General features: G+C 74.1%; 13 protein-coding genes and 1 pseudogene. 5 read left to right on the top strand and 9 right to left on the bottom strand.

The window, feature by feature from the left end:
* The coding region (locus ACFC1F_RS38790) for an FG-GAP-like repeat-containing protein (RefSeq protein WP_376165791.1) at positions 1–950 on the bottom strand (950 nt) is incomplete at its 3' end.
* A gap of 415 nt (positions 951–1,365) precedes the next feature.
* Entirely contained in the window at positions 1,366–1,731 is a 366-nt protein-coding gene (locus tag ACFC1F_RS38785; RefSeq protein WP_376165788.1) for a hypothetical protein, read from the bottom strand.
* A gap of 49 nt (positions 1,732–1,780) precedes the next feature.
* Here ACFC1F_RS38785 and ACFC1F_RS38780 point away from each other — a divergent pair, with 49 nt between their 5' ends.
* Positions 1,781–1,984, top strand: a complete 204-nt coding sequence (locus tag ACFC1F_RS38780) for a hypothetical protein (protein WP_376165785.1) — start codon at positions 1,781–1,783, stop codon at positions 1,982–1,984.
* 48 nt (positions 1,985–2,032) lie between these two features.
* Here ACFC1F_RS38780 and ACFC1F_RS38775 read toward each other — a convergent pair whose 3' ends face one another.
* Positions 2,033–4,402, bottom strand: coding sequence for a lamin tail domain-containing protein (locus ACFC1F_RS38775; protein WP_376165782.1), 2,370 nt, complete (start codon positions 4,400–4,402; stop codon positions 2,033–2,035).
* Between the two features lie 388 nt (positions 4,403–4,790).
* Between ACFC1F_RS38775 and ACFC1F_RS38770 the strand changes: the two genes are divergently transcribed.
* On the top strand, positions 4,791–5,660 hold the full coding sequence (locus ACFC1F_RS38770) for an alpha/beta fold hydrolase (protein WP_376165779.1): 870 nt from the start codon (positions 4,791–4,793) through the stop codon (positions 5,658–5,660).
* On the opposite strand, the gene ACFC1F_RS38765 is transcribed toward ACFC1F_RS38770, so the two are convergent.
* On the bottom strand, positions 5,644–6,078 hold the full coding sequence (locus ACFC1F_RS38765) for a PPOX class F420-dependent oxidoreductase (RefSeq protein WP_209414194.1): 435 nt from the start codon (positions 6,076–6,078) through the stop codon (positions 5,644–5,646). The two genes, ACFC1F_RS38770 and ACFC1F_RS38765, sit on opposite strands and share 17 nt — an antisense overlap.
* 465 nt (positions 6,079–6,543) lie before the next feature.
* On the bottom strand, positions 6,544–7,914 hold the full coding sequence (locus ACFC1F_RS38760) for a D-alanyl-D-alanine carboxypeptidase family protein (protein ID WP_376165775.1): 1,371 nt from the start codon (positions 7,912–7,914) through the stop codon (positions 6,544–6,546).
* 337 nt (positions 7,915–8,251) lie between these two features.
* Here ACFC1F_RS38760 and ACFC1F_RS38755 point away from each other — a divergent pair, with 337 nt between their 5' ends.
* A complete protein-coding gene (locus ACFC1F_RS38755) occupies positions 8,252–9,391 on the top strand; it encodes an MFS transporter (RefSeq protein ID WP_376165772.1) in 1,140 nt (379 codons plus the stop codon).
* Positions 9,392–9,425: 34 nt separating this feature from the next.
* On the opposite strand, the pseudogene ACFC1F_RS38750 reads toward ACFC1F_RS38755, so the two are convergent.
* From ACFC1F_RS38750 to ACFC1F_RS38735, 4 genes and pseudogenes are all read right to left on the bottom strand, one after another.
* Positions 9,426–9,548 (bottom strand): annotated as a pseudogene (locus ACFC1F_RS38750) (XRE family transcriptional regulator); the annotation flags it as partial.
* A 38-nt stretch (positions 9,549–9,586) separates the two neighbouring features.
* Positions 9,587–10,714: a tyrosine-type recombinase/integrase gene (locus ACFC1F_RS38745; protein WP_376165769.1), complete on the bottom strand. Its 1,128-nt coding sequence runs from the start codon at positions 10,712–10,714 to the stop codon at positions 9,587–9,589.
* A gap of 675 nt (positions 10,715–11,389) precedes the next feature.
* Positions 11,390–12,238 carry a hypothetical protein gene (locus ACFC1F_RS38740; RefSeq protein WP_376165766.1) on the bottom strand — a complete coding sequence of 283 codons (849 nt, stop codon included), beginning with the start codon at positions 12,236–12,238 and terminating at the stop codon, positions 11,390–11,392.
* Between the two features lie 144 nt (positions 12,239–12,382).
* Positions 12,383–12,715 carry a PadR family transcriptional regulator gene (locus tag ACFC1F_RS38735; protein WP_073810844.1) on the bottom strand — a complete coding sequence of 111 codons (333 nt, stop codon included), beginning with the start codon at positions 12,713–12,715 and terminating at the stop codon, positions 12,383–12,385.
* A gap of 307 nt (positions 12,716–13,022) precedes the next feature.
* Between ACFC1F_RS38735 and ACFC1F_RS38730 the strand changes: the two genes are divergently transcribed.
* Positions 13,023–13,544, top strand: coding sequence for a SigE family RNA polymerase sigma factor (locus ACFC1F_RS38730; RefSeq protein WP_073785247.1), 522 nt, complete (start codon positions 13,023–13,025; stop codon positions 13,542–13,544).
* On the top strand, positions 13,541–14,119 hold the full coding sequence (locus ACFC1F_RS38725) for a PASTA domain-containing protein (RefSeq protein WP_376165763.1): 579 nt from the start codon (positions 13,541–13,543) through the stop codon (positions 14,117–14,119). Before ACFC1F_RS38730 ends, ACFC1F_RS38725 begins: the two co-directional genes overlap by 4 nt.
* Positions 14,120–14,342: the final 223 nt, after the last annotated feature.

The raw sequence follows: 14,342 nt of genomic DNA, 5'->3' as shown, positions 1-14,342 counted from the left end.
GGCCACATGCTGTAGCCGCTGGCGGTGTTGAGGGTGCCGTCGCCGTTGCCGGTCCACAGGAGGAGGTTGCCGTCGGAGAGCTTGCCGGCGACGTCCGTCTTGCCGTCGCCGTTGAAGTCCGCCGCGACCAGGTCGCTGACGGCGCTGAAGCCGGTGCCCGGCCACATGCTGTAGCCGCTGGCGGTGTTGAGGGTGCCGTCGCCGTTGCCGGTCCAGAGCAGGAGGTTGCCGTCGGAGAGCTTGCCGGCGACGTCGGCCTTGCCGTCGTTGTTGAAGTCCAGACGTGGGTGGGCGGTCACGGGCGGGGTGGTGGGGGTGTCGACGATGCTGTTGTTCCGGGCGGGCCGGTAGGTGCCGTACCCGGGGAAGTACGGGTAGGGGATGGTGCGGTGGTGGACGCCGCTGCCCGTGAACTCGTAACCCACGTAGGAGGTGTGGCCCGGGTCCGTCCAGTGGTCGAACATGACGATGTGGCCGCCGCTGCCGGCCGCGTCGTTCAGCAGCGCGTCGCCGGGCTTGAGGTCGCCCTTGCTGATCCAGGAGGCGACGCCGCTGGGGACGAAGCTGGTCGTGTCCAGGCCCGGGGTCGCCAGCTTCCAGGCCATCGAGACGTAGCCGGAGCAGTCCTGGCGGTAGCCGTCGTGGTAGGTGGTCCAGCTGTAGCCGAGGCCGAGGTTGACCCATGCATCGGCCCGGGCGAGCGCCTCGTCCCGGGTGATCCGGGCCGAGGCGAGTGTGGCCGCCGCACCCGACCCGGGTGCGGCCTGGCTCTTGGACCAGGTGGACGGGCCCTGACCCGCGCCGCCCTTGTCGTTCGTTCCGGGGACCGCCGTGCCCGCGCTCGTCGGCTCCGGCCCGGCGTGGGCGGGGGCGGCACCGAGGGTCAGCGCGGACAGCCCGGCCGCGAGGAGCGTGGCGGCGAGGCGGACGGCGGGGCGCGAAACAGACATGGAGGTCTCCAGACCGGATGAGGGGATGTCAGGACGGAAGGCGCCGGTGCGGCGGCCGCCGGCATACGACGGCGCAGGGGGAGCAGGCCTTTCGCGTACAGGACAGGCCGTGGGAGGGCGCTGGACGGGGCGTGGTGGGCTCGCTCCGCCCCGCGTTCCCGGGGTTGTGGTGTGCCGGTTCCCCGGCTGACGACCACTAGATTTCCAGCGGGTGAGGCCGCCCGGAAGGGCTGCCGACCGGCCGGAACAGGCCCGGGACGCTTCCGGCCACCCGCCGACCCGCCGTCGCGGCCGTCCCACTCGAACGGGGGAGCAGAGGTCGCCGTGCGGGGTGGTTGTTGCGAAGCATGGGGGGCGTACGGGCCGCCCGGGCCCGGGCCAGTGACTCGGGAGAGGGATCCGCGGTGCGCGAAGTTCAGGATGTGCCGAAGCGGGGCGGCAGAGCGGTGCGGGCGGTGGCGTTCGTGGCGGCGGTGGGCGGGGTGGGGGTGCTGGCGGCGTGCAGCAGCTCGTCGACCAACCCGTCGCTCGCCTCGTCGGCACCGGCCTCGACGCTGAGCACGGCGCCGAACCCGTCGACGTTCTCGGGCGAGCCGCCGTCCGCGCTGGCCTCGACGGCGGAGTCGGCGCTGGCCTCGGTGTCGGCGGCCGCCGCCTCCGCCTCGGCCGCGGCGGCCTCGTTCGAGGCGTCGGTCTCGGCCCAGGCCGTGGAGGCGCGGCAGAAGGCCGCGACGGCGCTCGGAACGCTGGAGAACGGCGGGAACGCACTCGGGGACGTCACGATCACCGGGATCCCGCGGACGCAGACGGGCGGGCTGCACGCGGTCGTGGTGACCATCGTGAACAGCGGGGTCAGCACCGCCTCGTACGCGGTGCAGGTCGACTTCACCGACACCAGCGGGAAGGCGGTGGACAGCTCGTACGTCGGCGTCCAGGACCTCCCGGCCGGGGACAAGGCCCAGCCGATCGCCTTCAGCCGGGCCCCCGCCGACCAGACGCTGCTGCCCGTGGTCGTGAAGGCCCTGCGGTACTGACCCCGCCCCCCGGCGTGGGGTCGGTACCGCAGGGCGGTTCGGCGGGCGCTACGGCAGCGGGATGCGGACGACCTGCGGGTCGTGGTCGCTGAGCTGGGTCGGGAACTCGCTGTTGAGGTGGACGATGTCGTAGCCGTACGGCTTCGCCGCCAGGGCACCGGAGATCAGGATGTGGTCGAGCACCTGGGAGTTGCCCTCGTACACGTAGGTGTAGCGCTCGTTGAGCGGGAGGGTGCGGGGGAGGTCGACCAGGGAGCCGCCGGCCGTCAGCAGGTCGGCCGTCTGGGAGAACTCGAAGTCGTTGAGGTCGCCGAGCACGATGACCGCGGCGTTCGGGTCGACGGCCAGGATCTGGTCGGTGAAGGACTTCACGACGGTGGCCTGGGCGTGCCGCTGGGTCTCGGAGGGGCGGGCGGGCTGCTGGTAGCGGCCGAACAGGGGCTGGTCGCCGCCCTTGGAGTTGAAGTGGTTGGCGATCACGAAGACCGGCTTGCCGTTCCAGCGGAACTCGCCGGCCAGCGGCTTGCGGCTGGCGTCGAAGGCGGAGTTGGCGGGGTCGATCCGGCCGGGGGAGTAGGCGAGCGCGGGGGTGCCGGCGTTGTTGACGACGGAGTTGGCGGTGGTGGAGCCGGCGCCGGCGCGGTCGGTGAAGGTCAGGCCGCGGTCGGAGCGGTAGAGGAAGACCTGGCGGATGTTGCCGCCGGGCTGGCCGCCGTCCTGGTCGTCCTGCGGGTTGATCTGGCGGTAGGAGTACGCGGGGCCGCCGGCCGCGGTGATTGCGGCGGTGAGCTTGGCGAGGGTCTGGTCGGCGGCGACGACGCCGTTGTCGGTGGCGCCGCTGTTGTCCTGGATCTCCTCCAGGGCGACCAGGTCGGGCGACCTGAGGTTGCCGACGATACCGGCGGCGAGGCCGTCGTACTTGCTCTGCGGGTCGCCCGGGGCGAGGTTCTCCACGTTGAACGTGGCGGCGGCCAGCTCGCCGGCGGCCGGTGCGGTGGTGGTCTCGGGTGCGGTGCCGCCCGGGGTGACCGCGGGGGTGGCGGTGACCAGCAGCTTGAAGTTGCCGAAGGAGTAGTCGAGCACGCCGACGGTGGCGCCGCTCAGGGTGTCGCCGACGGTGGCGGCCGGGGTGGGGGCGAGCACGTCGTCGAGGATGACCCGCTCGGGGTTGGCGTCGTTCGCCTGGAGCAGGATGCCGCCCCGGGCGGTGCGGGTGGTGCTGCCCTGCGGGACGACCGGGATCTCACCGAACTTGCTGGTCGGGCCGACCACCGCCGCGTTGTCGAGCTCGACCCGCATGCCCTCCAGCGACTCCCAGAAGTCGAGGCCGTCGGTGGCGGGCCGGAAGCCGCCGGCGGTTTCGACGTCTCCGCCGGTGACGCCGGAGACGACGGTGGCGGGCGGCACCCGGCCGCCGGTGCCGACCACGGTGGGCGCGGGCAGTGCCGCGTTGTGGGCGAGGACGGTGACGCTGGGGCCGGTCAGCTCGGTGATGGTGAGGTTGGTGGTGCCGCCGGTGCCGCCCGGACGGAACTCGCTCACCGTGCCGCCGACGGTCACCGAGTCGCCGACCGCGACGGTGGGGGCGGACGAGGTGTAGACGTAGACGGCCTCGCTGGTGGCCGGGTCGGCGTCCGGCGTCGGGTCCTGGTACCAGAAGCCGGCGGTGCCGACGGCCGTCACGACGCCGGGCACCGCGGAGACCGGGCGTCCGGCCAGCGGGGAGGTCCGCGCCGCGCCCTGGACGTCGTGTATTCGGGTGCCGCCGCCCGTGCCGCCGCCGGTGGACGAGGAGTTGCGCGGGGCGGGTGCGGTGACGGCGAAGTCGGCCGCGTTGCCGTCGGTGTCGGTGGCGCCGCCGCCGGCCCGCAGCGCGGCGGTGGAGTTGGAGAGGTTGCCGGTCGGCGAGCCCTCGGCGGAACTGGCGGAGGAGCCGTAGCCGACGAAGTCCCGCACGTCGGGCTGGGTGGCGCAGCCCGAAGTGCACGTCAGCGCCGTGCCGTTGGTGACCAGGGCGACCTTGCCGGAGGTCGCGCTCAGGGCCAGCGTCCCGGTCGCGTCGGGGGTCGGCAGGGCCGCGCCCGCGCCGGCGCCGGCCGCCTCCTGGACGAGGTAGTACCTCCCGGGGGCGATGGTGCCGGAGAGGGTGGTCCGGGACCAGGACGAGCCCCCGGCCGAGGCGTACTGCACCGTCCAGCCGGTGACGCTGACCGGCGCGGTGCCGCGGTTGTACAACTCGATGAAGTCGTTGGCGTACGGGGCGCCGGAGTTGCCCCCGCCGCCGTACACCTGGCTGATCACGATGTCCGGCGACACCGCCTGCGCGGTGGCGGCCGGGAGGGCCAGCAGTGCTCCCACCACGGCGGCGGCGGAAGCCACCGCGAGGGTGCGGAGCCGGACTCGATCGGTACGCCGCATGGGCTTTCCTCCTGATGGTCCTGACGGGCGGACGGTCTGACGGGCGGATGTTCCGACGCGCGGACGGTCTGACGCGCCGACGGTCTGACGGGTGGTAGTGCCTGGGCGGTGATGCGTGGGCGGTGATGCCCGGGCGGTGATGCCCGGGCGGTGCGTGTCTAACAGCGCCACCCGTGCCATACCGCGCGCTGCGGCCGACGGCCAGACGTACAGCGGGAGAACAGTCAGGGCGTCATGTACGTACCAAGAAGGTTCGGGTGCCCGTCGACGCGGCGCCGGAGGGTCGGCGCGTCCGCGGCGGCACTCCTCTTGTCGGGCGGGCTACCGGTCGGTAATCCTTGCTGGCATCGCGAATCCCTGCTGACATCGCGTCCAACAGAGGAGCCCCATGCCCGCCGACGTCACCTTCCCGCTGCCCGCCCCGCACGGTCCGGGGGAGGTGACCGTGCGCCACCGGCGGCTCGGCGCCGGGAGCCCGCTCCTGCTGCTGCACGGCATCGGCCACCACTGGCAGGCCTGGGAGCCGGTCCTGCCCGCACTCGCCGAGCGGCACGAGGTGATCGCCGTCGACCTGCCGGGCTTCGGCGCCTCGCCCGCCCTGCCACCGGGCGTGCCGTACGGGGTGGACGCGGTGGTTCCGGTGCTCGGACGGCTCTGCGCCGAGCTCGGCATCGAACGGCCGCACGTCGCCGGGAACTCGCTCGGCGGGCTGCTGGCCCTCGGGCTCGGCCGGGCCGGGCTGGCCCGCTCGGTGACGGCACTGGCACCCGCCGGCTTCTGGACGGAGGCCGAGCGCCGCTACGCCTACACCGTGCTGGGCGGCATGCGCGTCGGCGCGCGGGTGCTGCCGCAGGCGGTCGTCGAACGGCTCGCCCGCTCCACCGCCGGCCGGGCGCTGCTGGTCTCCACCATCTACGCCCGCCCGGCCCGCCGGGACGCCGCCGCGGCGGCCGCCGAGACCGGGGCGCTGCGCGCGGCGACCGGCTTCGAACCCACCCTGGCGGCCGGTCGCGGCCTGCGCTTCACCGGGGACCTCTCCGCCCTCCCGGTCACCGTCGCCTGGGGTACCCGGGACCGCATCCTGCTGCGCCGTCAGGGCGTCCGCGCGCTGCACGAACTGTCGGACGCCCGGCTGGTCCGGCTGCCGGGCTGCGGCCACGTGCCGATGAGCGACGACCCGGAGCTGGTCGCCCGGGTGATCCTGGGCACCTGCGCGCAGGTGGAGGAGGAGGCCGGGCGGGTCAGTCCGTCAGCGTGATCCGGATCCCGACGGTGCCGCGGTCGCCGCGCCGCAGCCGGCTCCCGAGCAGGGTGACCACGCCCAGCAGGCCGTACTTCTGCCGCAGCAGGGTCCGGTAGGCGGCGGTCCGCTCGGGGCCGAGGATCTCGGCGGTGGCCGGGTACGCCTCACCGGTCGGCCGGCCCTTGACGTCGCAGGGGCCGACCAGGACGTCCGCGCGGTTGCGGATGCGCTTGACCTTCCAGGAGTCCGTGACGGTCCACACGCCCAGCGCGTCGCCGTCGCGGACCACCCAGACCGGGGTGGGCACGCCGGTGCCGTCCTTCTTGTAGGTGGTCACCAGCAGGTAGCTGCCGGAGGAGAGGCGGACCAGGCGCTCCAGCCGCTCCCGCGAGGCGGGATCGGGAGTGGCGGGATCGGGCGTCGCGTCGTTCATGGCGGGAAGTCTAGGGGGTGTTCGGGGCGCCGCCCGCCCGCTCGTCGGCTTGTCCGCTCGTCGGCTCGCTGCCCGCCAGGCCCGGCCGCCGGTGGGCGGCGGGAGGGCGGGGCCGGGACGGCCACCGAGTCGAGTGGCATCGCGACGGTGAGGGCCGTCGTCATCTCCGGGTCGCTGGGGTCGCTCGGGTTGCTGGGGTCGCTGGGGTCGCTCGGGTCGACGGCCGAGATCGGCGCGACAGCCGGCTGCCGGCGATCCGGGCCCGGCGCTGCCCGACGGTGTCGTCCGGGCCGGTGAGGGTCTCGCCGCGGAAGCCTGTTCGGTCCGAGGTCACGGCTCGAACGCGTGCAGCGCCGGGTACACCGCCTCCACCCGTTCGGCCGTCCGGGCGAAGTCGCCGCGCCCCACGGTCGAGAAGCGGTCGAGCAGCCAGGGCTCGATGCGTGATCCCTCGGACCCGGCCGGTCAGCGGGAGCGCCGGGCCCGCTGCCGGGCCGCCACGACGTGGGCGCGGACGGAGCGGGCGAGCCGCCGCCGGCGGCGACGGCCGCCCACCGCCGTCGCTCCGCCCAGCGCGGTGGCCCCGGCCCGGGGGAACGCGACCGGCACCGGTACGGCCTCCGCGGCCACCGGCCGGAACCGGCTCCGGCCACGGGCCCGGCCGACCGCCCAGAGCGCCAGCGCCCCGCACAGGGCCATGGCGGTCCAGCCGGCCGGGCCGATCGCGTGGTGGGCCTGCTCGATCGCCCGGGGCAGCCCGCCGGACGCCGGGGCCTCGCCGGCGGGTGCCGAGGCGGCCGGCTCCTCCACCAGGTGCCCGACCGGCTCGACCTTGCCCGCCGCCGCGAAACCCCAGTCCAGCAGGCTCGCCGCCTCGTCGTACACCTTCGCCTGCGACTCCGGGTGCATCACCGTCACCAGCAGCGTGCGGCCGCCGCGTTCGGCGGCACCCGTGAAGGTGGCCCCGGCGTTCGAGGTGTAACCGTTCTTCACCCCGATCAGCCCGGGGTACTTGCCGAGCAGCCGGTCGGTGTTGGCGATGTCGAAGGCCGTCCGCTGCCCGGTCGTCTTGTCGACACCCCCGGGGAAGCGCGCCGTGCGGGTGGAGCAGTAGGCACGGAAGTCCTTGTTGCGCAGCCCGGCGCGGGCGAACAGCGTCAGGTCGTAGGCCGAGGACACCTGTCCGTCCTGGTCGTATCCCTCGGGGGAGACCACGTGGGTGTCCCGGGCCTGGAGGGACAGCGCGCGGGCCTGCATCTGGGCGACGGTCTGCGCAAGTCCGCCGTTCATGTGGGAGAGGACGTGCACCGCGTCGTTGCCGGAGCTGAGGAAGACGCCGCGCCAGAGGTCGTCCACCCGGTACGGCAGGTTCTCCTTGATGCCCACCAGACTGCTGCCCGCCCCGAGGTCGGCCAGCTCGGACGGTGCCACCTTGTGCTCCAGCGAGCGGTCGAACTTGGGCAGCACGGTGTCCGCGAACAGCATCTTCAGCGTGCTGGCCGGCGGCAGCGGCGCGTGCGCGTTGCGCGCCGCCAGCACCTCGCCGGTGGCCGCGTCCGCCACCAGCCAGGACCGTCCGGTCAGCTCCGCGGGCAGCGCGGGCGCCCCGGCCGACGGAGCCACCTGCACGGCCGGCCGCCCCAGCCGCTCGCCGCCGACCACGGCGGCCGCGTCCCGGGCGACGGCCACCGGCGCGGTGACGGCCGGCGCGGTGACGGCGAGGACCAGCGTGGTGGCGGCCAGGAGCCGCGGGGCGACGGCGCAGGTCGCGGCCGCCCTCCTGACGTGGTGTGACCTCTGCGGCACCGAGCCCTGCTGCGCTGCTGTCTGTCGCACCGAGCCCTGCTGCGCTGCTGCCTGCCGCACGGAGCTCGGCTGCGTCGCTGCCTGCCGCACGGACCTCTGCTGCACTGACCTTGGCTGCACTGACCTTGGCTGCACACGGCGAACGTACCTGCGCCACCGCCGGGCCGCCGCGCCCGCTGCTCCGTCCGGGCCCTCCGGAGGCCGCCGTCCCGCGCCGGGGAGCTGGTAGCGTGCCGGACATGTTCCTCCCCCGTGTCTAGGCGACCCGCCGCGACCGCGTCCCACCGTCGGGCGCGGCGCATCGGTGTCCCCGCACGCCCGCGGGCACGGCTGCGCGCCGGGCCCGCCTCCACCGAGGAACGTTCCCTTGACCCCCTCCTACCGCGCTGTCCTGCGCACGCCGCACGCCGGCCGCACCTTCGCCGCCGCACTGCTCGGCCGGCTCTCGTACGGGATGGTCCCGCTCGCCCTGATGCTGGCCGTCCGGGATGCCACCGGCTCCTACCCGGCGGCCGGAACGGCGCTGGCCCTCTTCGGACTGACCAGCGTCCTGCTCTCGCCCGCCCGGGCCGCGCTCGTCGACCGGTTCGGCCCCCGGCGCGCGCTGCCGCCGCTGGCCGCGGTGTACGCCGGGTTGCTCGCCCTGACGGCCGGCGCCGCCTGGCGGCCCGGCGCTCCGCCGTTGCTGATCGGCGTGCTGGTGGTGGCCGCCGGCGCCTGCACCCCGCCGCTCGGGCCGGTGATGCGGACCCTCTGGCGGAGCCTGGTGCCCGATCAGGCCCTGCTCCGGCGCGCCTACAGCCTGGACACCGTCGCCGAGGAACTGCTCTTCGTCGGCGGTCCGCTGCTGCTGGGGCTGCTGCTCGCGGCGGCCGGGCGGGTCGGCCCGGCCGCCGGGGTCGCGGTGGGCGCCGGGCTGGTACTCGCAGGCGCGTTCGCGCTGGCCTACTCGCCGGCCGCCCGGGAACTCACCGGGACCGCGGCGGTCCGGGGGGAGCGGTCGGACGGTCGGCCGACCGGGGCGCCCGGGGGAGCACTGCGCCGGGCGGTGCTCGCCTCGGCGGCGACCGGGCTGGCACTCGGCGCGCTGGACCTCATGGTGGCCGCCTTCGCGGAACAGCGCGGACGGGCGGACGCCGTGGCCTGGGTGCTGGCGGCCCTCTCGGTGGGCAGTGCGGTCGGCGGCCTCGCCTTCGGCGCGCTCCGCTGGTCCGCCCCGCACGCGGCCAGGCTTCCGGTACTGGCCGCCGGGCTGGGCGTCGCACTGGCCTGCGCCGGGCTCGCGCCGAACCTTCCGGTGGCCGCGCCGATCCGGACGGGGCGGCGGCAGCGCGCGCAGAACAGGTCCTCGTCCCGGACGCGGGTGCGGCTCACTTTTCCGGCCGGACTCGGGCCCGCTTCGGCCGGATGGTGGCGGCCAGGTCGACCACGTCGGCGCCGCCGGAGGCGGCGGTGCGGCGCGGTGCGGCGTTCTCGGCTCGGGTGGCGATCAGGTCGGCGGGGGTGACGTCGAGGATGTCGCAGAGCGCGGCCAGCACCGGCAGCGACAGGCGTTCGGGTGTCTGGGTGACCAGCCGCCAGACCTGCACCGAGGACAGTTCGATGCCGCGGTCGGCCAGCAGCGGGGACAGGTCGGAGGCGGCGAAGATGCCGCGCTGGGCCATCACCTCGCGCAGCCGCCACTGGTAGCTGACCTGGCGTTTCATCGTGCCCTCCTTGCCGGCCGCAGAGCGGCTTCCATCGTCGCGTCCAGGACCCGTCGCAGCGTACGGGTGCGGAAGTCGGAGGACACGCAGGTGTAGATCGCGGTCGTGGAGGCATAGTCGTGGCCGACCTGCTCCTGGACGAAGCGGGCGTCCCAGCCGTCCTCGATCAGGTGGGTGACGTAGGACCTTCGGAAGGAGTGGAAGTCCAGGTTCTCGTCCAGGCCCAGCGCGTCGCGATAGGCGGCGAAGCGGGTGTTCATCTGCGAGAACCCGATCCGTGTCGAACGCTCCGACGGCCACAGGGCCCCGGCGCCCGCAGTGGTGAAGTGCGGGCGGACCTCCTCGTTCCACTGCTGCAGGATCTCCGCCGACCAGTCCCAGACGGTCAGCACGCTGCGGCGCTTGGGCGGCGAGCCCTTCTTCGCCTTGCCGTGGCGCACGTAGAGGACGCCGTAGTCGCCGAACTCGGGCCCGTCGGGGTTGCGGCCGAAGTCGACGGTGTCGAGCATCCTCGTCTCGTTGCGCCGCAGGCCGAAGGCGTAGGCGGTCTTGAAGAGCACCGCGTCGCGGAAGGCCGGCAGCCAGCCCTTGCGGCCCCGGCCGCGAACCTTGTCGACCTGGTCGTCGGCGTAGTCGAAGAAGGCCTGCAGCTCGTCGCGGGTGAAGGCGCGCTTTCCCGCGTCGGCCTCGGCCTCGGCCTCGTCCACGTGCACTGCGGAGTTCCACTCGTGCACGACCTGCACCGGGTGTGTGCCGAACCGCTCCTCGCAGCTCGCCGCCCAGCCGTAGGCGGGGTCGGTGATGAAGGAGCAGAACGAACGCACCGATCCCTGGTAGTTCCGCAGCGTCGAGCGCTTGAGTCCGCGCACCGCGCGCAGGTCGCCCATCCACTCGTCCAGCATCTGCGGCGACCAGGCCCAAGGGAATGCGTCGGCGTGGTGGACGAACGCCCGTACCGTCTTCTCCCGGCCCTCGATCGTGGAGAACGCCAGATTGCGTGCCAGCTGCTGGTTGCGCCAGCCGTCCAGCATCGCGGTGAACACCTGCTCGTCTGGCCGCAGCAGCGGCAGCCCGCCCACCAGATGAAGCCCCACCGCCCCCGGCGCCAGCCTCGTTCCACCCATCCCGCGGCAACCCTCCGTCACCTACATCAGACGAAGGAATCTTTCATCAGAAGTAATCGCCGGGCAAGTGCCCAGTTCAGAAGCCCCTCCGATTGCTGCCGCTCGCCGTCAGCCGTCCCGCCAATCTGTAGAGAACTACCCCTGCAAGCCGGTCGACCTGCGATAACGTCAGAACCCCTGAAGCTATGCGGATTGGCCGCAGTACTGCATCTGATGAAATTGCGGCCGCTTGGTACATCGGAACGAAAGCCGGCGCTAAGGCCGGGCCGGTCTCCGGAGGCCGTTGACCTGGGCTGATCGTGGGCTCCAACCTTCGCGGGTCGATGTTGTCGATCTTCGGAGGGCCGTTGTGGCGGTCGAGGTTCTGACGGATGAGCAGGCGTCCCGGTACGGGGCGTTCTACGGCGCCCCGGCGCGGGCGGGGATGGCCCCCAGGCCGACGAGGCGCTGCGCCGGATGCGCGACTGCTCCCCGCGCCCGCGGGGATGGCCCCCCGTTCCCGGCAGCGGGTGCCGGACGTGGTCCGGCACCCGCTGCGCAGCCTGGTGGCGGTCTTCCGCCGCCCGTTGTCCCGGAGCCCGTGGTGGCGGCACGGCCCCGAAGCGTCCGGCCGCCGCGCGGGGGAGTGCCTGCTCGCCGGTCCGCTTCCGTGCGGTCCGACCGGCAGCCGACCGCTTACCTTCGGGGAGCAGGGAGGGTGCGTGGGTCAGCTGCGGGAAAGCCCCCTCCTCGGAAGGCGGCGGTACAGGAGGATCGCGCCTCGGGCCGCCAGGTAGCCGAAGGCGGACAGGACGAGGAGCTGGGGCAGCAGGGCGGTGGCGGCGGACGCCTGGCCGCCGAAGAGCAGGGGGTGAGCAGCGGTGGGGCCGCGAGGACGGTGGCGGCCATCACCGCGTCCCTAAACCCGTGGGTGCTGCGGGCCAGCGCGGCTCCGGTGGCGAGCGGGGCCCAGAGGCCGAGCCCGGAGGTCGTGAGGACCTCGATCCATTCCTCCCCGCCGCCGGCGGCACCGACGGCCGAGGCCGTGACGACGACGGCGAGCCACAGCCCGGTGCCGGGGCGGCGCTCCCGGTCGGGCGGGGCGAGCAGGAGGATCAGGGTGTTGAGCGTGATCAGCCCCAACCCGCGCGGGCCGAGGCCGAGTTCGGCTGCTGCGGCTCGGTCCAGGCCGAGCGGCCCGGTGTAGGACAGCAGGCAGAACAGTGCCGCCGAAGCGGCGGCCAGCAGGGCCAGGACCCGTGCGGCGGACCAGCGGTCGGCCACCACCGCGCAGGCCGTGAGCGCGGCCGGGACGAGGAACGAGATCGCCGCCAGGAGCGGGCCTCCGTCGGGGAAGCCGCTGGTGGAGGAGCCGTGGGTCTCGGGGCTGACGGCGGTTCGCACGTCGCGCACGACCGAGGCTGCCGCGTAGGTTCCGGCGAGCAGGGCGGCGATCGGCGCCGCGGTGGCGAACGGCCGGCCCGTCGGGCGGTGGGAGACCAGGCCGAGCCGGACCCGGACTCCGTGCCCGGCGACGTCGGCCACCTCGCGCAGCCCTCCGGCCGGACCGGAGAGCGATCCGGCGGGCGGCGAAGTCGGTCACCTCCGCGAGCGCGCCGGTGCCGTACGAGGACGGGTAGAGCGCGAGAGCCCGCCGGAGAAGCCAGGCGTTCAGGGGGTGCTTCGAGGTCATGCCGAGCCTCCTGCGGAACGGGTCCGGGGTGCCGCCAGGCGGCGGTCCGCCTCGCGCAGGGCGGAGCGCAGGCGGTCGGCCTCGGTCCTGAGCGACTGTTCTCCGTCCGGGGTGAGGGTGAACACGCGTCGGGGGCGTCCGTCCACCGTCTCCTCGCGCTCGACGCGGATCAGCCCCTCAGCCAGCAGGCGGTCAAGGGTGCCGTAGAGGCTGCCGGCGCCCAGTCGCACCCGACCGTCGGAGATCGCGGCGACCTCGTCCCCGAGCGCGTAGCCGTGGCGCGGCCGGTCGGCGAGTGCGGTGAGGAGGAGGAAGGTCGGCTCCTGCATGGAGCGTTTGTTCTTCACCCGGCACACCGTAGTACGGTCACCGTAGTATCTGGCAAGAGGCGCCCCCGTTCTTCTCGGCCGACTGCGGGCCGCCCGCCCGGCGGCCCTCCGCTTCGCCGGGCCCCGCCCGCACCCCGGGCGGCAGCGGCGCGAGGTCCTGGGACACCCTTCCGTCCCGGCTGTGATTCACGTCACTGCCGGCGGCTCGGTGCAGCACCCGGCCCCGTTCCGCCGTCATGGGGGCAGTGATCGGGACGGGACGAGGAGAGGAGGTCGGCGGGTGAGGTTTCGCAGGAGCGGTCCGGGCATCGGATTCACGGAGTTCGTCGCACAGCGGTCGGGAGCGTTGTTCCGCACCGCGTATGCGCTGACCGGTGACGTGCACGTGGCCGAGGATCTGGTGCAGGAGACGCTGGAGCGGGCGTGCCGACAGTGGCGGAAGGTCGCGGTGGCGGACTCGCCGGAGGCGTACGTGCGCAAAGTGCTGGTCAACCTGGCCAACGACCGCTGGCGGCGGCTGTCGCGCCGGGGCGAGCGCCCCGGGCTGTCGGGGGTGCCCGAGACGGCCGACCCCCGGGACCGGTTCGGGCAGGTGGATCTGCGCGCGGAACTGATCGAGGCACTGCTCGGGCTGCCGATGGGCATGCGCAGCGTGGTGGTCCTGTACTACCTGCACGATCTGGACGCCCGGCAGGTCGCCGACGTCCTGGACATCTCTTCGAGTGCGGTGAGGTCCCAGCTCGCCCGCGGCCTGGCCAAGCTGCGCGATTCCGTATCGGGCGCCCAGGCGCCGCACACGCCGTCGGCCGCTTTCGGAGGTACGAAGTGAGGAACACGTCGTCCGGACCGGCCCCGTTCGAGCCGGGCCTCGAAGCCGAGCTGCGTGCCGCGGTGGCCTCCTTCGCCGACGGGCCGACGGCGCCGGTCGTCGACGCGGCCGCGATCGAGCGAGCCGTCAGCCGCAGCCGCCCCCGCCGGGCGCTCCTCGGCACCGCTGCGGCGTGCTGCGTGCTGGCGTGCGCCACGGTGGGGTTCTTCGCGCTGAAGCCCGTGCCGCCCGCGCCCGGCGCCTCCCCGTCCCTGTCCCCACCGGCGAACGGGGCGTGCACCCCGCTCGCCACCGGCACCCCCAGGAGCGGGAGCGCCGATGCGACTCCGACACAGGAGCAGGAGCAGACCGCGGGAGCGGGCATCGTGCTGCCGGACCTGGCCGGCATGCCGGTCGAACAGGCCGGAAGCCTGCTGCGCGGACTCGGACTGAGCTGCACGATCATGCGGCACACGGACTGGAACGCTCCCGCCGGGCAGGTGATCAGCAGTCAGCCCCGGGGCGGCGCAGAACCGGTGGCACCGGGCTCGTCCGTCCTCCTGCTGGTCTCGACGGGCAAACCCGGCGGAACCTGAGCGACCGGGCCCTTCGGCCCGCGCACCGGCCGAGTGACCCAGGGGCCGGTGCCGGGCAGTCCGTCGACCGCGGCGCACCGGCTGGACGCCCGCCCCTCCGGGCCGCTGCTGGACTTTTCCGAGGGGCGCGTGCGGGGAGGGGAGCGGGGGGTGCCTCTATGTCCTTCGTCAAGGCTGAAGGGGTCATGCGGGCACGGTTTCAGTGGTGCGGGTCTCGTAGAAG

It is taken from the genome of Kitasatospora sp. NPDC056181 (genome assembly GCF_042266225.1).
Lineage (GTDB): Bacteria > Actinomycetota > Actinomycetes > Streptomycetales > Streptomycetaceae > Kitasatospora.
This window is presented reverse-complemented; position numbering and strand designations above follow the sequence as displayed.